The organism is Serratia sp. 2880STDY5682894 (assembly GCF_001537385.1).
Classification (GTDB): domain Bacteria; phylum Pseudomonadota; class Gammaproteobacteria; order Enterobacterales; family Enterobacteriaceae; genus Serratia; species Serratia nevei.
Genome location: NZ_FCJA01000007.1, coordinates 164,502 through 185,953, shown reverse-complemented (window position 1 = coordinate 185,953; position 21,452 = coordinate 164,502). Strand labels below are relative to the sequence as shown.

Below are 21,452 nucleotides of genomic sequence, written 5' to 3'. Positions count from 1 at the left end.
GACATTGTCACTAAAAGCGGTCAATGAATTGATTACCCATAAAAAACCCCGCCGGGCGGCGGGGTTGTCTGTCAGTCGCATTGCACCTTGATCGCCAGGCCGCCGCGTGACGTTTCGCGGTACTTGGCGTTCATGTCTTTGCCGGTTTCGTACATGGTCTCGATCACCTTATCCAGCGAAACGCGCGGCTCGCTGGTGCGGCGCAGGGCCATGCGGGCGGCGTTGATCGCCTTGACCGAAGCGATGGCGTTGCGCTCGATGCACGGTACCTGTACCTGGCCGGCAACCGGGTCGCAGGTCAGACCCAGGTTGTGTTCCATGCCGATCTCCGCCGCCACGCACACCTGTTCAGGGCTGCCGCCCAGCAGCTCGGCCAGACCGGCCGCCGCCATGGAGCAGGCCACGCCGACTTCACCCTGGCAGCCAACTTCGGCGCCGGAAATGGAAGCGTTCATCTTGTACAGCGCGCCGATGGCGCCTGCCGCCATAAAGTAGCGGATATAGATATCCGGGCTGACGGATTCGATGAAGTGATCGTAGTAAGCCAGCACCGCGGGCACGATGCCGCAGGCGCCGTTGGTCGGCGCGGTGACCACGCGGCCGCCGGCGGCGTTCTCTTCGTTCACCGCCAGCGCGAACATGTTGACCCAGTCGATTACGTTCATCGGATCGTTGGACAGTTTGTCCGACGCCACCAGCATGCGGCGCAGCGCGGAGGCACGGCGCGGCACGCGCAGCGGCCCCGGCAGCACGCCTTCGGTGTTCAGACCGCGATCGATACAGGCACGCATGGTTTGCCAGACGTTACCGAAGTAGGTGTCGATCTCTTGCTTGCTGTGCAGCGCCAGCTCGTTCTGCATCACCATGCCGGACAGCGACAGGCCGGTCTCGCGGCAGTGGTCGAGCATTTCGCGCGCGGAGTTGAACGGATAAGGCATTTTCAGCTCTTGCTCGCCGGCCTTGCCGAAGTTCTCCTCGTCGACGATGAAGCCGCCGCCGATGGAGTAGTAGGTCTTGCTGTACACTTCTTTCTCGCCGGCGAAGGCGTGGATCTGCATGCCGTTCTCATGCAGCGGCAGGTTGTCGCTGCGGAAGACCATGCCGCCGTCGCGCGGGAAATCGACTTCATGCAGGCCGTTGGCCAGCATCAGGCGTTGACGTTGCTCTACATCGCGAATAAAACCCGGAATGCTATCGATATCGACGGTGTCCGGCATATTGCCGGCCAGGCCGAGAATGATGGCGATATCGGTATGGTGACCTTTACCGGTCAATGAGAGTGAGCCGTAAACGTCTACGGCAACACGCGTGATAGAAGGCATCAGGCCTTTATTTACCAGATCGTCGACAAACTGTTTGCCGGCTTTCATCGGTCCAACCGTATGAGAGCTGGACGGGCCGATGCCGATCTTAAACATGTCGAAAACGCTAATCACGCTAAAACTCCTTAAAGAGACGTATTGTTATGGCTGCGGCGGTTAAAAACCGCGCAGGGAACAGCGATATTGTAAAAGGGCCGTACGGGTTCGGCTGCCTTTTTCGCATGAAATTAAATAATCCGTGGTGTCGCTTTTTTTGCTGATTACCCGGGGCGAACCCTTAAGCGGGGTATCCGCTTTCGCCTAAGCTCCATTAACGGTAATCGCGCCAGCTTTCCGTGCTGAACGCCGCCGGCTTAATCCCTGTTTCTACAGTGGTTTATCTCGGACGGTGGTATTTTACAGGTATTTCGTAAGGTTTAAGAGAGGGTTTACAGTTTTTTTAAAACCATTCAACCGGAACGGTAGTTGAAAAAGCGATCAAATGAAGTGATTTCGATCGCTTTACCTGCAGCGGACGTCGACGGCCATGCCAGATTGCGAGTCAGATCACGCAATGCGGGTCAAATACTGACCTGCTGCGCCAGGCGGCGAATAATGGCGGCGGTCAGCCCCCAGATAAACTGGCTGTGATACCAGGAGAGGTAAAGGCGGTGCGTGTGGCCGGCGCGATGGATATCCAGCGGGTAGTAACGCGACAGGGTCAGCGCTTCCCGCAGGGGCATCTCGAACACGTCCGCCACTTCGCCCTCGTTGGCGTGGAACTGCACGTCCGGCGGGATGAGGCCGACGATGGGCGTGACCTGAAATCCGGTGCTGCTGTCGAGCGGCGCCATTTGGCCGAGGACGGTTACCGCGTGTGGCGGTATCGCCACTTCTTCCTGCGCTTCCCGCAGCGCCGTGACGATCGCCGACCCGTCTTCGGCATCGGTTTTCCCGCCGGGGAAGGCCACCTGGCCGGCATGTTTACGCAGCGAATCGGCACGGCGGGTCAACAGCAAGGTGGGCTCGGCGCGGCAAACGATCGGGATCAGCACCGCCGCCGGGCGCACATTGTGCGAGATCTGCGCCGCCTGCGGTAACTGCAGTTGAAAACGGCTGATAAAGGCGTGCAGTGAGGCCGGTGAATTCGATGGGATCACGACAGGGAGTACTCCCCAAGCTGCGGCAGAATACGACCAACCTTGTCGAAGGTTTCCTGGTATTCCGCCTGTTCCTGGCTGTCTGCCACGATGCCGCCGCCGGCGGAGCAGTGGATGCGGCCGTTTTCGGTGACGAGCGTGCGGATGGTGATGTTGGTGTCCATGGTGCCGCAGGCGCTCAGGTAACCGATGCTGCCGCAATAGGCGTTGCGACGCTGCGGCTCCAGCTCTTCGATGATTTCCATCGCCCGCACCTTGGGCGCGCCGGTGATCGAACCGCCGGGGAAGCAGGCGCGCAGCAGCTCGGTGGCCGAGGCCTGCTCCGGCAGGGTGGCGGTAATGGTGCTCACCAGGTGATGTACCGCCGGGAACGGCTCCACGACGAACAGTTCCGGCACCCGTACGCTGCCGGGCTGGGCGACGCGGCCGATATCGTTGCGCAGCAGATCGACGATCATCAGATTTTCAGCGCGGTCCTTGGGCGAATCGGCCAAACGGCGAGCCTGTGCGGCGTCTTGTTCTGCGTCCGCCAGCCGCGGCAGCGTGCCCTTGATCGGGCGGGTTTGGATACGCTGCTGCTCCAGCCAGAGGAAGCGCTCGGGAGAGACGCTCAGCACGCTGTTGTGCGGCAGCCGCAGGAAGGCTGAGAACGGCGCACGGTTGCAGGCGCTCAGTCGGCAAAACGCCTGCCATTCGTCCCCCTGGTAGTCGGCGGAGAATCGCTGTGCCAGGTTAATCTGGTAACAGTCGCCGCTGCGCAGGTAGTGCTGAACACGTTGGAACTTCTCGCCGTATTGCCGCCGCGTCATATTGGCATGCCAGCCGCTATGCAGCGTGAAAGGGCGCTCCGCCGGCGCGGTTTGGCGAGTGAGCCAGCGCCAGCGCTGCTCCACATCGCCATAGCTGAGCAGCGTCAGGGTTTGCAATTGGTGGTCGGCGATAGCTGCCCAGTCGTAAATGCCCACCGCCATGTCCGGCAACGCGAGGTCGGCTTCGGCCAACTGCGGCAAGGTTTCCACTCGGCGCCCAAGATCGTAGCCGAACAGTCCCAGGGCACCGCCCTGAAACGGCAGATCCGGGTTAAAGGCCGGCTGCCAACCTTGCTCTGCCAACTGCTGCTGCAGCAGGGAAAACGGATCTTCCTTCGACTGAGTAGTGACGCCGTCACTTTCAATTACCGTGTCGGGGCCACGCGTGGTGAGCGTAACGCGCGGCTGTGCGACCAGAATATCGAAGCGGTTATGCGAGTGATCGGCAAAGCCCGAATGCAGCAACATCGCCCAGGGCTGTGCTGAAAGCGGGGCGAAAAGCGTCATCAGGGCACTGCGGCTATAGGGCAAAGACTTTATGTTTGGGGCGGTTACGCTCATGAACGTCAAAAAACCTGGCTGTGAAGACGGCAATGTCTGGGCGTTAGTGTGCCATAGACGGCTAAGGCATGCATGTTTTGCCATGCGAGACATGCAGCACAGTTCACATAAACGGCAGTTCAATAAACCTGAAATAAGGCATTTTTTGCGCCATTCATTATACTTCGGTATGTTAAAAATTTAACGTCAAATAAACTGGAAGCCTGCTTTATCGAGGGCGCAAGACCCGAGAAATATAAAAACGATTCGTTAATTTCATTAATTTATTGTTACCCATGGTTATTAACTGGGTGATGCGGGAAAGTTTTGCCTGTGTTTTGTCGCGCGGGCCACTCAGTGAAATGGATGCCTGATTTGACACTGTTTTTCTTGCTGAAAGCATGAAAAGACAAAACAAGATAAATCTTATTTAGCCTGTTGCGGAAATCTGAGCGCCTTAGGCCTATTTATCCCCTCTGGCGCTGAATGGATTGATATTTTTAAAAAAATAAAATTATTATTTTGTTACATTATCATTGAAGAGCCGCCTATGTCGTTAATGCTGAGCGTCATCGTCCCGATGCACAATGCGGGAGAATTATTAGAGCCTTTCCTGGCTTCGTTGCTGGCCCAACGCGAACAACGCCTGGAGGTGATCATCGTCAACGATGGTTCTACCGACGGTTCAGGAGAGACCGCGCACCGTTACGCGGCGGCGCATCCGCATATTCGGGTCATCGATCAGGCCAACGCCGGCGTTTCTAACGCGCGTAATGCCGGGCTCGCCGTGGCCCGGGGAAAATACGTGGCGTTTCCCGATGCCGACGATCTGCTGGCGCCGGACATGTATTCCACGCTGCTGGAGCAGGCGGAGCTCCACCAATTAGACGTGATGCAATGCAATGGCGAGCGCTATTTCGCCAGTGAAGACGAATTACAGCCGATTTTTCCCGAGGCACGTTTACAGACCACCGACGTTATCGCCGGCGTACAGTGGTTCGAACGTGCATTGAAATCGAGAAAATTTATTCACGTTGTATGGTTGGCAATATATCGCCTCGATTTTATCCGCCGGCATCGGCTTTATTTTGAACCGGGATTACATCATCAGGATATTCCCTGGACGACCGAGGTCATGTTTAATGCCCAACGGGTCAAATATTTAAGTACGCCGCTGTACCGTCAACGGGTACACGACAAGTCGATCAGCAATCGTCGCCGCACCGGCAAAGCAAACGTGGATTATCAACGCCACTATATGAAAATCGTCGAAATGCTGGAGCGGCTCAATTTGCGCTATGCTGGCAGCATTGCCATTCGTCCGGCTTTTCATTGGCAAATTACCCGTGAAGCGTTGGGCATTTGCCACAGCATTCGCCGTGAGCCGGATCCGGTCGCCCAGAATCAGATTACCGAAGAGTTTTATCAGCGCGGCATCGACAGAGCGATGTTCGCCAACGCGCGCGGCGTGAAGCAGGGGTGGCATGTCATGCTGTGGCGGCATCGCCTGAAGCAGTGGCGCAGCGATAATGGCTGTTCGCAACCGGCCTGAGGCACAAGACGTTGGGATCCGTCGCGTTAGCGCGTATACTCCTTCTCCCTTTTGCCGGAGAGAACGACACATGCATGCAGGTATGCCATTACTGAGTCACGCGGAGCAGCAGGAAGCGGCGGATCGCATCCATCAACTGATGGAGCAGGGCATGAGCAGCGGTGAAGCCATTGCTCGCGTTGCGCAGGAAATTCGTGAGAAGCATCAGGGCGCTCAGGTTGCGGTACTGTTCGATGACGATGATGAAGACGAGCAGCATGATGCCGCACCGGAGGCGTCGCGGGATGACGATGCTGAAGAAGACGAAGACTATTGATGTTATCGGGGCCGCGCAAGCGGCCCCGTCAGTTTCAGCCGTTGACCGCCACGGCGGCGGCGGCTTGTTTCGCCAGCTCCACCGCCTGTTCCGTCGTGCTCGCCGTTGCCAGCGCTACGCCCAGACGACGTTGCCCGGCGATCTCCGGTTTGCCGAACAGGCGCAGCTGGTTGTGCCCGCACAGCGCATTTTCCAATCCGCTGAAACGCACATCGCTGCTGGTGAGCTGCGGCAGGATCACTGCCGAAGCGGAAGGGCCGAACTGGCGGATGGCGCCGATCGGCAACCCGAGAAAAGCGCGAACGTGCAGGGCGAACTCGGACAGATCCTGTGAAATCAACGTGACCATGCCGGTATCGTGCGGGCGCGGTGACACCTCGCTGAAGATCACTTCGTCGCCACAGACGAACAGCTCCACGCCGAACAGCCCGAAACCGCCCAAGGCTTTCACCACTTTCTCCGCGATAGCCTGGGCCCGGCTCAGCGCCGTCGCCGACATCAGTTGCGGCTGCCAGGATTCGCGATAGTCCCCATCCTCCTGACGATGGCCGATCGGCTCGCAGAAGTGCACGCCGTCCACGGCGCTGATGGTCAGCAACGTAATTTCAAAATCGAATCTTACCAGCCCTTCGACGATCACCCGGCCGCCGCCGGCGCGGCCGCCCTGTTGGGCGTAATCCCAGGCGCTTTGCAGTTGTTCAGGCGTGCGGATCAGGCTTTGCCCCTTGCCGGAAGAGCTCATCACCGGTTTGACGATGCACGGATAGCCGATGTGTTCGACCGCCTGCTGGAAAGTCGCCTCGCTGTCGGCAAAGCGATAGCTGGAGGTGGGCAGGCCAAGCTCTTCCGCCGCCAGGCGGCGGATGCCTTCACGGTTCATCGTCAGGCGGGTGGCTTCGGCGCAGGGCACTACGCGGTGGCCCTGGCGTTCAAGTTCGACCAGCATGGCGGTGGCGATCGCTTCGATTTCGGGAACGATATAGTCCGGCCGCTCTTGTTCGATAACGGCTTTCAGCGCGTCACCGTCCAGCATATTGATGACGTGGCTGCGGTGCGCCACATGCATGGCGGGGGCGTCGGGATAGCGATCGACGGCGATCACTTCCAGACCGAGGCGCTGGCATTCAATGGCGACTTCTTTACCCAGCTCCCCGGAGCCGAGCAACATAACGCGGGTGGCGGAAGGGCGCAGGGCGGTTCCAATCGTTAACATAGTTTCGTACCTGGATCGGTGAAAGTAAGCGGATTGATGATCGGCGGGCAGTATATACGAAAACGATTGCGTGCGCAGCCGCCGCGCCAAGTTTGTTGCTAACTGACTGTTTTTATAACAAGCAGAAATATTTGCCCTGCATGGGCGATTGTGCGTTAATAAGCGACGGCGAAAGAAGGCCTACATATAGCAAGGTTTTCGCGTCTCGTGCCGTCAAGGCAGGTTTATCAAGTAAAGGAAACACAAATGAGCAAGATCACTGGTCACGTTAAATGGTTCAACGAAAGCAAAGGTTTCGGCTTCATCACGCCTGCCGACGGCTCTAAAGACGTTTTCGTTCATTTTTCCGCTATCGTTAGCGATGGTTTCAAGACCCTGGCTGAAGGCCAGCAGGTTGAGTTCTCCATCCAGGACAGCCAACGTGGCCCAGCCGCAGCCAACGTCGTTGCTATTTAACGACTGAGCCGCCAAGAAACCCGCCGCCGGCGGGTTTTTTTATGCCCGCTGCCCGTAACGCCGCCCATCTCTGTTATCATTTACCGCTGATTCGGCGCCAGCCTGCGGGCGCGCCGCCATTCCATTCGTCATATAAGAGTTATCGCCGTGAGCACAGTTTCTTTTTCTTCCCTGCCGCTGCCAGCCGAACAGTTGGCCAACCTCAACGAACTGGGGTACGCCAAAATGACGCCGGTGCAGGCCGCCGCGTTGCCCGCCATCCTGCAAGGGCGAGACGTGCGCGCCAAGGCGAAAACCGGTAGCGGTAAAACGGCGGCGTTCGGCATTGGTTTGCTGAATAACATCGTCGTTGCTCAGGTTGCCACGCAGGCGCTGGTGCTCTGTCCCACCCGCGAGCTGGCCGATCAGGTGAGCAAAGAACTGCGCCGCCTGGCGCGCTTCACGCAGAACATCAAAATCCTGACGCTGTGCGGCGGCCAACCGATGGGGCCACAGCTCGATTCGCTGGTGCACGCGCCGCATATCGTGGTGGGAACGCCGGGCCGCATCCAGGAACACCTGCGCAAGAAAACGCTGCTGCTGGACGAGCTGAAGGTGCTGGTGCTGGATGAGGCCGACCGTATGCTGGACATGGGCTTCGCCGACGACATCGACGATGTGATCAGCTACACGCCGCCGCAGCGTCAGACGCTGCTGTTTTCCGCTACCTACCCGGCGGGTATCGAACGCATCAGCGAGCGCGTTCAGCGTCAGCCGCTGAGCGTCGAAGTGGACGATGACGAAGCGCAGACCGCCATCGAACAACGTTTCTATGAGACCACGCGCGATCAGCGGCCGGCGCTGCTGGTGTCGGCCATTCGTTATCATCAACCCGCGTCCTGCGTGGTGTTCTGCAATACCAAACGCGATTGCCAAACGGTGCTTGAGGCCCTGGAGGCCCGCGGTATCAGCGCACTGGCGCTGCATGGCGATCTGGAGCAGCGCGACCGCGACCAGGTGTTGGTGCGTTTTGCCAACCGCAGTTGCCGGGTGTTGGTAGCGACCGACGTCGCCGCTCGCGGGCTGGATATCAAAGAGCTGGAGCTGGTGGTTAACTACGAACTGGCGTTCGATCCTGAAGTGCATGTGCACCGTATCGGTCGTACCGGCCGCGCCGGCATGAGCGGGCTGGCGATCAGCCTGTGCACGCCGCAGGAAATGGCGCGGGCGCACGCGATTGAAGACTACCTGCAGATGACCATTGCCTGGGCGCCGGTGTCCGAGCTGAGCGGGGCCGCCAACGGTTCGCTGGAGGCGGAGATGGTGACGCTGTGCATCGACGGCGGCCGTAAGGCGAAGATCCGCCCCGGCGATATCCTTGGCGCGCTGACCGGCGATGCCGGGCTGACGGCGGCGGAAGTGGGCAAGATCGACATGTTCCCGGTGCATGCCTACGTCGCGATCCGTAAAGCCAGCGCGCGCAAGGCGCTGCAGCAGCTGCAACAGGGCAAAATCAAAGGCAAGAGCTGCAAGGTGCGGCTGCTGAAATAAGCCGAAGGCGGGTGGCGGTTTGCCTTCCCGCCGCTATCTATTTATACTGTATATAATTACAGTTATTTGAGTATTTGAGGACGCACACATGGCGGTTGAAGTTAAATATGTGGTGGTGAGAAACGGTGAGGAAAAAATGACTTTCGCGAGCAAGAAAGAAGCCGACGCCTACGACAAAATGCTGGATTTGGCGGATAACCTCGGAGAGTGGCTGCAACAGGCGCCGCTGAACCTGGACGACGAACAGCGCGAAGGGCTGAGCTTCTTCCTGGCAGAGAATAAGGACGCACTGGGTCTGATTCTGCGCGGCGCATCACCGGCGGAAACCGGCAAAAAACCGACGGAAGCGAAAGCGAAAAAAACGGTCTCTAACTCAAAAGAGGGATCTGCGTCAGAAAAGCAAGCGGCATAATGACTTATGTTGCGGTGTTGTGATGAAAAAGGATCTAAAATGAGCCGTGAAATAACTTTCTTCAGCCGCTTTGAGCAAGACATTCTGGCTGGGCGCAAAACCATCACCATTCGGGATGCCAGTGAGTCGCACTTCGAACCGGGCGAGGTATTGCGCGTAAGCCGCAATGAAGACGGCGTATTTTTCTGCTTTATCGAAGTGCTGTCGGTAACGCCGGTGCGCCTGGATGCGCTGACCGAACGCCACGCACAGCAGGAGAACATGTCGCTGAGCGAGCTGAAGCAGGTGATCAAGGAAATCTATCCGGGCCTGGATGCGCTGTTTGTCATCGAGTTCGTCAAACGGTAACTCTTTGCCGAAACCCTGTTGTGAGCCAGGGATGGGCGCCCGGATAGCGCTAATCACAACGGGAGGACATATGAAAAAAACGGGTTTGGCTATCGCCTTGTTGGCCATGATGGGAGCATCGACTGCGGTGTGGGCGCAGGATCAAGAGCAACGCACCGCCAAGGTGGGGCAGTGTGCCGGTCTGCAGCCGGCGGATATTGCCGCTCAGGTCAAGCGTGATTTCTTGCAGAACCGCATCACGCGCTGGGAGGCGGACAAAAAGCTGCTGGGCACCGCAACCCCGATCGCCTGGGTCAGCCCGGATGCCATCACCGGCAAGGATCAGGTGTGGCAGGTGCCGCTGACGGTGCGGGGTACCAAGATGGATAAAACCTACAACGTGACGCTCAACTGCAACACCGGCGAGATTGCCTACAGCGCGCCGCAGTAATACTTTCCCGCAATAAAAAGCCCGCCGCTCGGCGGGCTTGATACATCAAGACGCGGTCAGTCGCTAAACGGGATCACCAACTCACCCGGTTTCACTTCCAATCCCTTCGCCAGTTTTTTCGCCAGCGCTTCGGTTTTGCTGTTGTCAGGATTCAGCACATAAGCCGGCTTTTGGTCGAAGTAAGATTTCAGCGACTGGTTCAGGTATGGCGTCAGCGCTTTCATTACCGTCTGCATTTTTTCCGGCTGCACGCTGTAATCGGTCAACTCCATATCCTTCAGGTAAATGGCGCCCTGTGCACGGTCGTAAACCGGCTGTGCTTTCAGCGTCAGCTTCAGGTCCGCCGCCTGCGGGCCGAGAATCGACGTGATGTTGACCTTGGCGTCGCCGGAAAGGGTGACTTTACCCGGCTCGCTGCGGCCGATCTGGCTTTGCAGCTGCGTCAGCACGATGTTGGCGTCCACCAGGCCGGGCACGCCGATCTGCTTCTGATAATCATTGTGTTTCTGCAGGTAATCATTCACTTCCTGCTCGCTCAGGGTGTATTGGGTCAGTTGATTGCAACCGGCCAATACGCCGGCGAACAGCAGGGCGGCTGCGCCCATCAGGATCTTCTTCATTAATGCCTCATTGCGACTGCTGGCGAAAAGTGCTGCAGATAATTGATTAATCATTATAAACGTTCCGCCTGCGCGTGAAAACGGCAGGCGGCGATGTGCAGAGGATAGTGCGCGCAAAAGCGGGCGAGACCTATCGGATAACGCCGAAAGCGTCAGCGCCGCAGCCGCAGCGCCAAGAGAATCACGCCGGCCAGGCAGGCTGCGCCCCCCAACAGCGGGAACAGCGGAATGCCCCACAGTCGCAGCGACGAATGCATCAGATAAGGCGCCAGCCCCAGGGCAAAAGCGGCGGTGACGATGGCGATGGCCAGGGTGACGGCGGCGCGTTCCAGCGCTTTGCTCAGCTGGCCGAGGTTACTGACGTTGATATCGGCATTGAGCCGCCCGCGTTTTAGGCGGCGAACCAATAGCCGCAGCGTTTGCGGCAGCTCTTCTCCGGCATCGAGCGTTTCCCCACCCAGGGCCAACAGCCGCTGGCGCACGGCGTCGGGGGCGTAGCGCTGCAGCACCGTTTGTTGCAGCATCGGCTTGAGCGTGGCCACGATGTCGAAGTTTGGATCCAGACGATGCAGCACGCCGTCGGCGGTGATTAATGCCTTGAACAGTAGCACCAGATCGGGCGGCAGCGCCAGCTGGTGTTCGCGCGCCATCACCAGCAGGTCGGTCAAGGCTTTACCCAGCGTCAGGGTGGCGGCGGCCTGTTTGTCGAGAAAGTTTTGTGCCGCCAACTCCAGATCCATCAGGTCCAACGGTTCGCTGTCCGACCAGGCGATCAGCGTGTTGACGATGCCTTCGGACTGGCGATCGGCGATGGCCTGCAGCAGCAGGAGCAACTGGTTGCGCCGCCGCTCGGACAGCTGGCCCACCATGCCGAAGTCGATAAAACCGACGCGGTCACCGCTCAGTGCCATGACGTTGCCGGGGTGCGGATCGGCGTGATACAGCCGATGCTCCAGCACCATGCTCATAAAGGCGCGGGCGCCGCGTTGCGCCAGCAGCGGGCCGTCAAAGCCTGCCGCCGCCAGCTGTTCAGGGCTTTCCGGCGCGGTGCCGGGCAAGTATTCCTGCACTAACAGGCGGGGAGAAGAGTATTGCCAATAGATTTTTGGCACCACCACGTCGGGTTGACGCGCGAACATCCCGGCAACGCGGTCGCAGTTATGCCCTTCGTGGGTCAAGTCCAGCTCGTGATTGAGCGCCGTTGCCAACGCTCGGACCATCTGCCGCGGCCGATAGCGCGCCAGCGCCGGGCTCTGCTGCTCCACGGTCTCCGCCAGCGAGGCCAGCAGCCGCAGATCGGCGTGGATGGTTTTCGCCAGACCGGGCCGCAGCACTTTTACCACCACCTGCTCGCCGCTGTGCAAGCGTGCGCGGTAGATTTGCGCCATCGACGCCGCGGCCAGCGGCGTGCGATCGAATTCGGCAAACCGCTGTTCCGGCTCGCCCCCCAGATCGGCGATGATTTGCGGCGCCAGCGTTTCCCATGGCAACACCGCCGCCTGGCTGTGCAGGCGATCCAGTTCGTCGGTCCAGGCCGGGTCCAGCAGATCAGAGCGCGTGGCCAGGATCTGACCGAATTTGACGAAGGTGGGGCCCAGCGCTTCGAGCGCTTCGCGCAGACGCTCAGGCAGGGTTTGTGCATCCTGCGGGGCAGATTCACCACGGGCGCCGCGCAACAAGGCTCCCAGGCCCAGCAGGCGTAGAACGTCTTGCAGACCATAACGAATCAGAACGGAGGTTATTTCCTTCAGCCGCGCCCGGTCGCGAGCGGTGGCGAGCACCATTTTCAACATCAGTACGCCATGTCCTTATTTGTCATTCTCGAACGTTATTGTTCCATATCCAGCAGCAACGGCACCTCGCTGCGCTGCGCCATGCGGTTGCGGTAGGCTTCCACGTTGTCCGGCAGCGCAACCCCGGCGACGATCGATAACGAGCGCAACAGCGGGAACAGGTGAATGTCGTCCTCGGACAGCTCGCCGTTTACCGCGTCGGCGGAGACGATCAGCGGCGACAGCGCTTGCAGGTCGGCTTCCAGTTCGGCGATCAGATCGGCACTGTTGGCGAGATGTTCGGCAAAATCACCGATAGCCGCCTGTTTTTTATCGATAAAGTAACGGCGGGCGCTGTCGGTGGCGAACTCTTCGAAATCGGCATGCGCAATACGCGGCAGCAGCAATTTGGCGCTGTAACTGCCGACCCGCTGCAGCCACTCGGCAATGGCCGGGTTGGTGCTACCGGTCAGCACCGGCTTGCCGTCCAGGCTATCGACATAGCGCACGATATCCAGGCTTTCCGGCATCGCTTCGCCGTCGTCTTTGATCAGGATTGGCACCATTTTTGTGCCAATCAGGTTGAATGGGGTCGTCTCGTCGTCGTTGAGCAAGGTGACCAGCCGAATCGGCTGGCGCTTCAGGCCGAAAATCATACGGGCTTTAACGCAGAAGGGGCAATGATCGTAAATGAACAGTTTCATGCTTGCTCCGGGTTGTCAGGTTTTAACAGCAATAGTTACCACAGCTTACCGAGGCTGTCTTGAAGCGCGTGTGTTGGATGGTGCGTTATTGCGACATTGCCCGCGCAACAGGCGCGGGCGAGGGGCGTTATTTCTTGGCCGGTACCGAATTGAGCACATCGATCAGGTGAATGCGGGCCTGTTCCAGATCGACCTGATCGCGCTCGTTGGCGGCGGAGACGACCTGCAGCTGTTTGATGATATCGCTTTTCAGCGCGCTGTCGCCGGCGATGATGTGGGCCAGCGCTTTTTCCACCAGGGTGGAGCGCGCATAAATCATGCGCAGGTTCAGTATCATATGTTCGAGCAGTTGCGGTAACTTCGCTTCTTCAATCATGCCGACGGGCTCCTGTGGGGTTTTTACTAACAGGATAGCAGCTGTTGCCGATTCGGCCGGATTTCTATGGCGTTAACCGCCGCGCAGCATCATCGACGCGTTGCGCCGCGGGCTGAATTGCCAGTACAGCGCCAGCAGCGTGGCAAAACCGACGGCCCCGAGCAGCAACCAGGGCAGCTCCGGCATATTCATCGCCCGTCCGGTATCGTACATCCAGCCGCCGCCGGTATAGCCCAATGCGCCGCCCAGCGCCAAACCGAGGCGGCTGAAGCCCATGTAGCTGCCGCGCGCACGCGGATCGGCCAGCGAAGCGCTCAGCGTTTCGCGCGCCGGCTCGGCGATGATCGAGCCCAGATAGAAGCAGCAGATCAGCGTGAAGACCCCCTGCAGGCTGGTGGCGAGACCGATCGGCAGCAGGCTGAGCGTCATCAGCAGCAGGCCCGCCATCAGGCGCTGTTCAAGCCGGAAGTGTTTTTCACCCCAACGCGCCAGCGGATAGAGCAGCGACAGCGACAGCGCCGCTTCGATCGCGTACATCCATTTCACCGCCGCCGGTGAACCGGCAATTTCGTTGACCACGATCGGCATCATCAGCATCACCTGCACCGCCAGCATGTAGTAACCGGTCAGCGTCAGGACATAGGTAAGGAAGCGGCGATCGCGCAGAACCCGCAACAGGCCTTCTTTCATCGGCACGCGCACGGTGGAGATGCGATAAGCCGGCAGTAACCAGGCATTCCAACCGGCAGCCAGCACGAAGATCGCCGCCCCGACCCAGCAGACAAAGTGAAAATCGTACTGCAGCAGCCAACTGCCGATCAGTGCGCCGACCACCGCGCCGGCGCTGTCCTGCATCATTAGCAGCGAGAAAAAGCGGCCGCGCTCGTGCGGACGGGTCAGTTTGATCACCAAAGCGGTGCGCGGCGGATCGAATAACGTGCCGCCGAGGGCGGAAAGCGCACAGGAGAACCACAGGATCCAGGGCTCATCGGCCATCGCCATGGTGGCGAACCCGGCGGCGCGCAGCAACATGCCGGTGACGATCATCGGCTTGGCGCCGAAACGATCGGCAATGGCGCCGCCAAAGATGCCGAGCCCTTGTTGCAACAGCTGGCGCAAACCCAGCGCGATGCCGACGATCAGCGCCGCCCAGCCCAGCTGATCGACGAAGCGGATCGAAATAAGCGGAAAGACGACAAAAAAGCCTAACACCACCAGCAGGTTATCGAGCAACAGAAAATATTTACCCAAGCTGCGCGCTTGCGACACCAGAGACATGCTTCACCATGAGCAATTAAGAAAGAAGGGGAGACAGCCGTTCCATTCTCTACCCAATTCCCGTACGGCGACAGGGGCGGAATAGATAATATTTTTTTATCGTCAAGGTGTTACCTGAGCTGCAAAATTGGCGGAAAAACGCCGTAAAACGCGTATTCGGCGATTTACTGAGCGGCCGGGATTTTACCTCGGGGGCGGGCTACGGTTATATTGAATGCAGGGAAGCGCAGTTCTGCGGCGCTATTGGCAAAATAAAACCATGGCAAAAGATCGGCACAGGATAATGAGCCGCTCGGCTTCCTAATAAATACTTCTTATCGAACCGTTTTGACTGCGGGGGAAATGATGTTCGGCTATCGCTCTGCATCGCCAAAAGTACGTCTTACAACCGACCGGATGGTGGTCCGTTTAGTGCATGAACGGGATGCCTATCGCCTGGCGGATTATTATGCCGAGAACCGGACCTTTCTCAAACCCTGGGAGCCGGTGCGCGACGAAAGCCACTGTTATCCTTCCGGCTGGCAGGCGCGCCTGGGCATGATCACCGAAATGCAAAAGCAGGGCAGCGCCTACTATTTTATCCTGCTCGATCCGGAAGAGCAGGAAGTGCGCGGCGTGGCGAACTTCAGCAACGTGCTGCGCGGTTCGTTTCATGCCTGTTTCCTCGGTTATTCGCTGGGGGAGAAATGGCAGGGGCAAGGGCTGATGTTCGAAGCCTTGCAGTCCGCTATCCGCTATATGCTGCGCCAACAGCGCATGCACCGCATCATGGCCAACTATATGCCTCACAACCAGCGCAGCGGCGCACTGCTGACGCGTCTGGGATTCGAACGTGAAGGTTACGCCAAGGATTACCTGCTGATCGACGGCAAGTGGCAAGACCACGTTTTGACGGCATACACCAATAAAGAGTGGTTACCCCCACGTTGAGGCCAAACGATGAAATATGAATTGAACGCCAAAGAGGCGCGGGTCATCGGCTGCCTGTTAGAAAAACAGGTCACGACCCCGGACCAATACCCGCTTTCGCTTAACGCCATTACCCTGGCGTGCAACCAAAAAACCAACCGCGAGCCGGTAATGGATCTGAGCGAAAGTGAAGTGCAGCAACTGCTCGATCTGTTGCTGCGCAAACATTTCCTGCGCACCCTCAGCGGGTTCGGCAACCGGGTAGTCAAGTATGAACAGCGGTTTTGCAACTCCGAGTTCGGCCAACTGAAACTCTCGCCCGCCGAACTGGCGGTGATCGCCACCTTATTGCTGCGCGGCGCGCAAACGCCGGGCGAGCTGCGCACCCGCACCAACCGGATGCACGAGTTCAACGATGTCAGTGAGGTCGAACAGGTGCTGCAGCAGCTGGCTACGCGCGAAGATGGCCCGTTCGTGGTGCGCCTGGCGCGTGAGCCGGGCAAACGCGAAAGCCGGTTCATGCATCTGTTCAGCGGCCAGATTGATGAAGCGCCGGCGGCGCTTGAGTCTGAGGACGACGGCGACCTGAACGCCAGGGTCAGCGCATTGGAAAACGAAGTATCGGAATTGAAACGGCTGGTGCAACATCTGTTGGCGAGGGAAGCGAATGACTAAATTGCGTGTGGGCGTGGTGGGATTGGGCAGTATTGCGCAGAAGGCTTACCTGCCAATCCTCGTTCAGGCGGCGGATTGGACGCTGGTGGGCGGTTTTTCGCCCAATCAGCAAAAAGCGCAGCCGCTATGCGACAGCTACCGCATGGCCTGTTTCTCCCGTCTGGACAGCCTGGCCGAACAGTGCGACGCGGTTTTTGTCCACAGCAGCACCGCCAGCCATTTTTCCGTGATAGGCGAGCTGCTGAACCGCGGCGTGCACGTTTACGTCGATAAGCCGCTGGCGGAAACGCTGGAGCAGGGCGAGCAGTTGCTCGAGTTGGCCGAGCGGCGAGGCAAAACGCTGATGGTGGGGTTCAACCGCCGTTTCGCGCCGCTTTACCGGCAGCTCAAACAGCAAATGAACCAGCCGGCTTCCATTCGTATGGACAAGCATCGGACGGACAGCGTCGGCCCGCACGATCTGCGTTTTACCCTGTTGGATGACTATCTGCACGTGGTGGACACCGCGCTGTGGCTGGCGGGCGGGCACGAGCAACTGCTGAGCGGCCGTTTGCAGGCCAACGCCGCCGGTGAAATGCTGTATGCCGAACACCACTTCGCCTGCGGCGACACGCAGGTGACGACCAGCATGCATCGCCGGGGCGGCAGCCAGCGTGAAAGCGTGCAGGCGGTGACCGACGGTGCGCTGTATCAGTTGACCGATATGCGCCACTGGCAGCGTGAAGATGCGCAGGGCGTGTTGGAACAGCCGGTGCCGGGCTGGCAAAGCACGCTGGTGCAACGCGGCTTCGACGGGGCGGTACGGCATTTCCTTAATGCCGTCGCCAACCAGAGCGCGCCGGAAACCGGCGGCGAACAGGCGCTGCTTGCCCAGCGGATGGTCGAGCGTTTGCTGCGGGATAACTCTATGTAACATATGGCGGTAGCTATTCTTTTCCGGATGCGTAAACTGAGCCGATTGTTTCACTGACGCCTGCTGTTGCAGGCGTTGATATTTACGGTACCTATCAGACAACCACATGAACCTACTCAAATCCTTGGCTGCCGTCAGCTCGATGACGATGTTTTCGCGGGTGTTGGGCTTTGCCCGCGATGCAATCGTCGCGCGCGTGTTCGGGGCCGGCATGGCAACGGACGCCTTCTTCGTGGCGTTCAAACTCCCTAATCTGTTACGCCGTATCTTTGCCGAAGGGGCATTTTCGCAGGCCTTCGTGCCGATCCTGGCCGAATACAAGAGCCAGCAGGGTGAAGAGGCGACGCGCACTTTTATCGCCTATGTCTCCGGGCTGTTGACGCTGGTGCTGGCGGTGGTGACGGTGCTGGGGATGCTGGCCGCGCCCTGGGTGATCTATATCACCGCGCCGGGCTTTACCGATACGCCCGACAAGTTTGCCCTGACGTCGGCGCTGCTGCGCATCACGTTCCCCTATATTCTGTTGATCTCACTGGCGTCGCTGGTGGGGGCGATCCTCAATACCTGGAACCGCTTCTCGATCCCGGCCTTTGCGCCAACGCTGCTTAACGTCAGCATGATCGGCTTCGCGCTGTTCGCGGCCCCGTATTTCAATCCGCCGGTGCTGGCGCTGGCCTGGGCGGTGGTGGTGGGCGGCGTGCTGCAGCTGGGGTATCAGCTGCCGCACCTGCGCAAGATCGGCATGCTGGTATTGCCGCGCCTCAAGCTGGGCGATGCCGGGGTCTGGCGCGTGATGCGCCAGATGGGGCCGGCGATCCTCGGGGTGTCGGTCAGCCAAATCTCGCTGATCATCAACACCATTTTCGCTTCGTTCCTGGTGTCCGGCTCGGTGTCCTGGATGTACTACGCCGACCGCCTGATGGAGTTTCCTTCCGGCGTGCTGGGCGTGGCCTTGGGCACCATCCTGCTGCCGTCGCTGGCCAAAAGCTTCGCGAGCGGCAACCACGACGAGTATTCGCGCCTGATGGATTGGGGGCTGCGCCTGTGCTTCCTGCTGGCGTTGCCGAGCGCCATTGCGCTCGGCATTTTGGCCAAGCCGCTGACCGTTTCGCTGTTCCAGTATGGCAAATTCAGCGCCTTTGACGCGGCGATGACGCAGCGTGCGCTGGTGGCTTACTCGGTAGGGCTGATGGGGCTGATCGTGGTTAAAGTGCTGGCGCCGGGCTTCTATTCGCGGCAGGACATCAAAACGCCGGTCAAGATCGCCATCATTACGCTGATTATGACGCAGGTGATGAACCTGGCGTTTATTGGCCCGCTGAAGCATGCCGGCCTGGCGCTGTCGATCGGTTTGGCGGCATGTCTGAACGCCTCGCTGCTGTATTGGCAACTGCGCAAGCAGAAGATTTTCCAGCCGCAGCCGGGGTGGGCGCTGTTCCTCACCAAGCTGGTGATCGCCGTGCTGGTGATGTCGGCCGTGTTGATTGGCGCGATGTGGCTGATGCCTGCCTGGGATCAGGGCAACATGCTGGAGCGTTTGCTGCGCTTGGCTGCGGTGGTGGTGGCCGGTGTGGTGGCGTACTTTGGCGTGCTGGCCGGGTTGGGCTTCCGCCCGCGCGATTTTGCTCGCCGGGTCGCCTGAGCCAAAGGCAAGCGTAAAAAAAGGTCGCCTGGGCGACCTTTTTGCTTTCTGGGCGGCGCAGTTTACATGCGTTCGACGGTTTCGATGCCCAGCGTATCCAGACCAGTTTTCAGCGTTTTTGAGGTCAGCAGCGCCAGCTTCAGGCGGCTCTGACGCACTTCTTCGCTGTCGGCGTTCAGGATCTGGCAGTGCTCGTAGAAACCGGAGAACAGGCCGGCCAGATCGTACAGGTAGCTGCACATGACGTGAGGCGTGCCTTCACGCGCGACGGTGGTGAGCACTTCTTCGAACTGCAGCAGACGGGTGGCCAGCGCAATTTCGCGCTCTTCGGTCAGCGTCAGCGGCAGCGTCAGGCTGGTTTCGTCGATGCCGGCGCGTTTGAATACCGATGCCACACGGGTATAGGCGTATTGCATATAAGGCGCGGTATTGCCTTCGAAGGCCAGCATGTTATCCCAGTCGAAGACATAGTCGGTGGTGCGGCTTTTCGACAGATCGGCGTATTTCACCGCGCCGATGCCGACCACGCGGGCCACGGTTTTCATTTCGTCTTCCGGCATATCCGGGTTTTTGCCGGCGATCAGCTGTTCGGCGCGTTCGATGGCCTCATCCAGCAGGTCGGAGAGCTTCACCGTACCGCCCGAGCGGGTTTTGAACGGCTTGCCGTCTTTGCCCAGCATCATGCCGAACATGTGGTGTTCCAGCGAGACGGACTCCGGCACGTAACCGGCCTTGCGCACGATGGTCCAGGCCTGCATCAGGTGCTGATGCTGACGGGAGTCGATGTAATACAGGACGCGATTGGCACCCAGGGTTTCGTAGCGATACTTGGCGCAGGCGATGTCGGTGGTGGTGTAGAGGTAGCCGCCATCCTTTTTCTGGATGATGACGCCCATCGGATCGCCGTCCTTGTTCTGGTATTCATCGAGGAACACCACGGTAGCGCCTTCGCTTTCCACCGCTAGCCCTTTGGCTTTCAGGTCGGCGACGATGCCCGGCAGCATCGCGTTATACAGGCTTTCGCCCATCACGTCGTCTTCGGTCAGCGTGACGTTCAGGCGGTTATAGGTCAGCTGGTTTTGCGCCATGGTGATGTCGACCAGCTTGCGCCACATTTTCAGACAGTACTGATCGCCGCCCTGCAGCTTCACGACGTAAGCGCGCGCGCGTTCGGCGAACTCGGCATCTTCGTCGTAATGCTTCTTGGCTTCGCGGTAGAACTGTTCCAGATCGGACAGGCCCATGTCGCTGGCGTTTTCATTCTGCATTTTTTCCAGGTAGGCAATCAGCATGCCGAACTGGGTGCCCCAGTCGCCGACGTGGTTGGCGCGGATCACTTTATGGCCCAGAAACTCCTGGGTACGTGCCGCGGCGTCGCCGATGATGGTGGAGCGCAGGTGGCCGACGTGCATCTCTTTCGCCACGTTCGGCGCGGAGTAGTCGATAACGATAGTTTGCGGCTCAACCGGTGCGATGCCCAGTTTCGGTGCGTTTAGCACCCGATCGGCCTGGCGCGCGACCCAGTCGCTGTTCAGGAAAATGTTGATAAAGCCGGGGCCGGCGATTTCCACTTTAGCGGCGACGTCGCCGAGATCCAGCAGTTGCACCACTTTTTCCGCCAGTTGACGGGGCGGCATGCCCAGCTTTTTGGCGACGGACATCACGCCGTTGGCCTGGTAATCACCAAACTGCGCCTTGGCGGATGGGCGGACCTGCGCTTCGCAATCGGCTGGCGCGCCAGCGGCGATCAGCGCCTGGCTGACTTTATCTGAAAGAAGAACCTGAATATTCACCGGGTTACCTTAATGACGAACGAGGGGCTGAAGCCAACCCCTGTGGGATTCAACGGTGGCGGGCGCGATGGGCGGCCTCCACAAAACAGCCTGCAATTGTAACCGATCTGACGGAGCCCGTCAGCAGTTGGCGCGGCCGCAGCGATGAAACTGTTGTCGGGTGCGGCGCGTTGATGGCCGGAAGGTGAAAGCAGAATGACCTGACAGAATGTACGAAGGGGAGAGTTGCAAAGCTAGCGCTTTTTATTGCGGCGACCGGCATCCAGCGTGTTGGTGCTGCGGGATTTAAAATGACGGTAGATGGCGTATACGGCGATAATTATCAACACCAAGGAAATCGTCAGCAATAACATAATAATCATCTCGAATTTAAATTTCCTCCAAAGTAGCTGAGTTGCCTCGATGAATCAATTGCTCGGTGTTAAATTAAGATAATCCTTAGGTTTTTATCAGTTTTTGGATTTTATTGTCTTTTTTTACAATGGGTTGAGTATCGTATTTTGTGCGGCTTTGATGAGTGGGAAAGACTTCAGTAAGCCAACCTATTCAATCAGTTTGACCTGCATGCCATGTACGATTTTGTGTAAAATAACTTAAATCCTTGCGTCATGATAAAAGGGTTTAATGAACTGCGAAAAATGTTATTTTTTATTTTTTTGTTGATTTTATAAGCTGTCATATTAATAAGTTCTCAGGTTTCTAT

The 21,452-nt window shown here is 58.7% G+C and carries 21 protein-coding genes; 11 read left to right on the top strand and 10 right to left on the bottom strand.

Features of this window, described 5'->3' with window-relative positions:
* Positions 1 to 71: 71 nt before the first annotated feature.
* From sdaA to pabB, 3 genes are all read right to left on the bottom strand, one after another.
* Positions 72 to 1,436: an L-serine ammonia-lyase gene (gene sdaA, locus AWX27_RS17140; RefSeq protein WP_060423975.1), complete on the bottom strand. Its 1,365-nt coding sequence runs from the start codon at positions 1,434 to 1,436 to the stop codon at positions 72 to 74.
* A gap of 446 nt (positions 1,437 to 1,882) precedes the next feature.
* Positions 1,883 to 2,461: a CoA pyrophosphatase gene (locus AWX27_RS17135; protein ID WP_060423972.1), complete on the bottom strand. Its 579-nt coding sequence runs from the start codon at positions 2,459 to 2,461 to the stop codon at positions 1,883 to 1,885.
* A complete protein-coding gene (gene pabB / locus AWX27_RS17130) occupies positions 2,458 to 3,831 on the bottom strand; it encodes an aminodeoxychorismate synthase component 1 (RefSeq protein WP_060424112.1) in 1,374 nt (457 codons plus the stop codon). The genes AWX27_RS17135 and pabB overlap by 4 nt, the downstream gene beginning before the upstream one ends.
* A 529-nt stretch (positions 3,832 to 4,360) precedes the next feature.
* Here pabB and AWX27_RS17125 point away from each other — a divergent pair.
* The gene (locus AWX27_RS17125) at positions 4,361 to 5,362 is read left to right on the top strand and encodes a glycosyltransferase (protein WP_060423969.1); all 1,002 of its coding nucleotides are present in this window, start codon (positions 4,361 to 4,363) and stop codon (positions 5,360 to 5,362) included.
* A gap of 70 nt (positions 5,363 to 5,432) precedes the next feature.
* Positions 5,433 to 5,678 carry a YoaH family protein gene (locus AWX27_RS17120; protein WP_049202444.1) on the top strand — a complete coding sequence of 82 codons (246 nt, stop codon included), beginning with the start codon at positions 5,433 to 5,435 and terminating at the stop codon, positions 5,676 to 5,678.
* A gap of 34 nt (positions 5,679 to 5,712) precedes the next feature.
* Here the strand turns inward: AWX27_RS17120 and purT are convergent, their stop codons facing one another.
* Positions 5,713 to 6,891 carry a formate-dependent phosphoribosylglycinamide formyltransferase gene (gene purT, locus AWX27_RS17115; protein WP_060423968.1) on the bottom strand — a complete coding sequence of 393 codons (1,179 nt, stop codon included), beginning with the start codon at positions 6,889 to 6,891 and terminating at the stop codon, positions 5,713 to 5,715.
* Positions 6,892 to 7,137: 246 nt separating this feature from the next.
* On the opposite strand from purT, the gene cspC reads away from it, so the two are divergent.
* From cspC to yebF, 5 genes are all read left to right on the top strand, one after another.
* Positions 7,138 to 7,347: a transcription antiterminator/RNA stability regulator CspE gene (gene cspC / locus AWX27_RS17110; protein ID WP_004927572.1), complete on the top strand. Its 210-nt coding sequence runs from the start codon at positions 7,138 to 7,140 to the stop codon at positions 7,345 to 7,347.
* A 147-nt stretch (positions 7,348 to 7,494) separates the two neighbouring features.
* A complete protein-coding gene (gene dbpA, locus AWX27_RS17105; protein WP_060423966.1) occupies positions 7,495 to 8,877 on the top strand; it encodes an ATP-dependent RNA helicase DbpA in 1,383 nt (460 codons plus the stop codon).
* Between the two features lie 88 nt (positions 8,878 to 8,965).
* Positions 8,966 to 9,289: a YebG family protein gene (locus tag AWX27_RS17100; RefSeq protein WP_060423963.1), complete on the top strand. Its 324-nt coding sequence runs from the start codon at positions 8,966 to 8,968 to the stop codon at positions 9,287 to 9,289.
* 39 nt (positions 9,290 to 9,328) lie between these two features.
* Complete coding sequence (gene yqfB, locus AWX27_RS17095) at positions 9,329 to 9,637, top strand: N(4)-acetylcytidine aminohydrolase (RefSeq protein ID WP_060423960.1); 309 nt, start codon at positions 9,329 to 9,331, stop codon at positions 9,635 to 9,637.
* Between the two features lie 70 nt (positions 9,638 to 9,707).
* Entirely contained in the window at positions 9,708 to 10,067 is a 360-nt protein-coding gene (gene yebF / locus AWX27_RS17090; RefSeq protein WP_060423958.1) for a protein YebF, read from the top strand.
* Positions 10,068 to 10,123: 56 nt separating this feature from the next.
* Here yebF and AWX27_RS17085 read toward each other — a convergent pair whose 3' ends face one another.
* From AWX27_RS17085 to mdtH, 5 genes are all read right to left on the bottom strand, one after another.
* A complete protein-coding gene (locus tag AWX27_RS17085) occupies positions 10,124 to 10,687 on the bottom strand; it encodes a lipoprotein (RefSeq protein ID WP_004927555.1) in 564 nt (187 codons plus the stop codon).
* 152 nt (positions 10,688 to 10,839) lie between these two features.
* A complete protein-coding gene (locus tag AWX27_RS17080) occupies positions 10,840 to 12,480 on the bottom strand; it encodes an ABC1 kinase family protein (RefSeq protein ID WP_060423955.1) in 1,641 nt (546 codons plus the stop codon).
* Positions 12,481 to 12,515: 35 nt separating this feature from the next.
* Positions 12,516 to 13,163, bottom strand: coding sequence for a glutaredoxin 2 (grxB, locus tag AWX27_RS17075; protein ID WP_060423952.1), 648 nt, complete (start codon positions 13,161 to 13,163; stop codon positions 12,516 to 12,518).
* Between the two features lie 127 nt (positions 13,164 to 13,290).
* The gene (locus tag AWX27_RS17070; RefSeq protein ID WP_049202450.1) at positions 13,291 to 13,539 is read right to left on the bottom strand and encodes a hypothetical protein; all 249 of its coding nucleotides are present in this window, start codon (positions 13,537 to 13,539) and stop codon (positions 13,291 to 13,293) included.
* A 72-nt stretch (positions 13,540 to 13,611) separates the two neighbouring features.
* On the bottom strand, positions 13,612 to 14,817 hold the full coding sequence (mdtH, locus tag AWX27_RS17065) for a multidrug efflux MFS transporter MdtH (RefSeq protein WP_060423950.1): 1,206 nt from the start codon (positions 14,815 to 14,817) through the stop codon (positions 13,612 to 13,614).
* A gap of 345 nt (positions 14,818 to 15,162) precedes the next feature.
* Here mdtH and rimJ point away from each other — a divergent pair, with 345 nt between their 5' ends.
* The 4 genes from rimJ to murJ all read left to right on the top strand — a co-directional run bounded on the left by rimJ (position 15,163) and on the right by murJ (position 18,956).
* The gene (gene rimJ / locus AWX27_RS17060) at positions 15,163 to 15,747 is read left to right on the top strand and encodes a ribosomal protein S5-alanine N-acetyltransferase (protein ID WP_025159814.1); all 585 of its coding nucleotides are present in this window, start codon (positions 15,163 to 15,165) and stop codon (positions 15,745 to 15,747) included.
* Positions 15,748 to 15,756: 9 nt separating this feature from the next.
* Positions 15,757 to 16,401: a YceH family protein gene (locus AWX27_RS17055; protein ID WP_060423948.1), complete on the top strand. Its 645-nt coding sequence runs from the start codon at positions 15,757 to 15,759 to the stop codon at positions 16,399 to 16,401.
* Positions 16,394 to 17,314, top strand: a complete 921-nt coding sequence (locus AWX27_RS17050) for a Gfo/Idh/MocA family protein (protein ID WP_060423945.1) — start codon at positions 16,394 to 16,396, stop codon at positions 17,312 to 17,314. The genes AWX27_RS17055 and AWX27_RS17050 overlap by 8 nt, the downstream gene beginning before the upstream one ends.
* A 106-nt stretch (positions 17,315 to 17,420) precedes the next feature.
* Positions 17,421 to 18,956 carry a murein biosynthesis integral membrane protein MurJ gene (gene murJ / locus AWX27_RS17045; protein ID WP_060423943.1) on the top strand — a complete coding sequence of 512 codons (1,536 nt, stop codon included), beginning with the start codon at positions 17,421 to 17,423 and terminating at the stop codon, positions 18,954 to 18,956.
* 62 nt (positions 18,957 to 19,018) lie between these two features.
* Here murJ and argS read toward each other — a convergent pair whose 3' ends face one another.
* A complete protein-coding gene (gene argS / locus AWX27_RS17040) occupies positions 19,019 to 20,749 on the bottom strand; it encodes an arginine--tRNA ligase (RefSeq protein WP_060423941.1) in 1,731 nt (576 codons plus the stop codon).
* Positions 20,750 to 21,452 lie beyond the last annotated feature (703 nt).

Excerpts from the sequence above, each read along its gene's own strand:
- pabB (WP_060424112.1), bottom strand. The coding sequence starts at position 3,831 with ATGAGCGTAACCGCCCCAAACATAAAGTCTTTGCCCTATAGCCGCAGT.
- AWX27_RS17125 (WP_060423969.1), top strand. The coding sequence starts at position 4,361 with ATGTCGTTAATGCTGAGCGTCATCGTCCCGATGCACAATGCGGGAGAA.
- AWX27_RS17120 (WP_049202444.1), top strand. The coding sequence starts at position 5,433 with ATGCATGCAGGTATGCCATTACTGAGTCACGCGGAGCAGCAGGAAGCG.
- purT (WP_060423968.1), bottom strand. The coding sequence starts at position 6,891 with ATGTTAACGATTGGAACCGCCCTGCGCCCTTCCGCCACCCGCGTTATG.
- cspC (WP_004927572.1), top strand. The coding sequence starts at position 7,138 with ATGAGCAAGATCACTGGTCACGTTAAATGGTTCAACGAAAGCAAAGGT.
- AWX27_RS17100 (WP_060423963.1), top strand. The coding sequence starts at position 8,966 with ATGGCGGTTGAAGTTAAATATGTGGTGGTGAGAAACGGTGAGGAAAAA.
- yqfB (WP_060423960.1), top strand. The coding sequence starts at position 9,329 with ATGAGCCGTGAAATAACTTTCTTCAGCCGCTTTGAGCAAGACATTCTG.
- yebF (WP_060423958.1), top strand. The coding sequence starts at position 9,708 with ATGAAAAAAACGGGTTTGGCTATCGCCTTGTTGGCCATGATGGGAGCA.
- AWX27_RS17085 (WP_004927555.1), bottom strand. The coding sequence starts at position 10,687 with ATGAAGAAGATCCTGATGGGCGCAGCCGCCCTGCTGTTCGCCGGCGTA.
- AWX27_RS17080 (WP_060423955.1), bottom strand. The coding sequence starts at position 12,480 with ATGTTGAAAATGGTGCTCGCCACCGCTCGCGACCGGGCGCGGCTGAAG.
- grxB (WP_060423952.1), bottom strand. The coding sequence starts at position 13,163 with ATGAAACTGTTCATTTACGATCATTGCCCCTTCTGCGTTAAAGCCCGT.
- AWX27_RS17070 (WP_049202450.1), bottom strand. The coding sequence starts at position 13,539 with ATGATTGAAGAAGCGAAGTTACCGCAACTGCTCGAACATATGATACTG.
- mdtH (WP_060423950.1), bottom strand. The coding sequence starts at position 14,817 with ATGTCTCTGGTGTCGCAAGCGCGCAGCTTGGGTAAATATTTTCTGTTG.
- rimJ (WP_025159814.1), top strand. The coding sequence starts at position 15,163 with ATGTTCGGCTATCGCTCTGCATCGCCAAAAGTACGTCTTACAACCGAC.
- AWX27_RS17055 (WP_060423948.1), top strand. The coding sequence starts at position 15,757 with ATGAAATATGAATTGAACGCCAAAGAGGCGCGGGTCATCGGCTGCCTG.
- AWX27_RS17050 (WP_060423945.1), top strand. The coding sequence starts at position 16,394 with ATGACTAAATTGCGTGTGGGCGTGGTGGGATTGGGCAGTATTGCGCAG.
- murJ (WP_060423943.1), top strand. The coding sequence starts at position 17,421 with ATGAACCTACTCAAATCCTTGGCTGCCGTCAGCTCGATGACGATGTTT.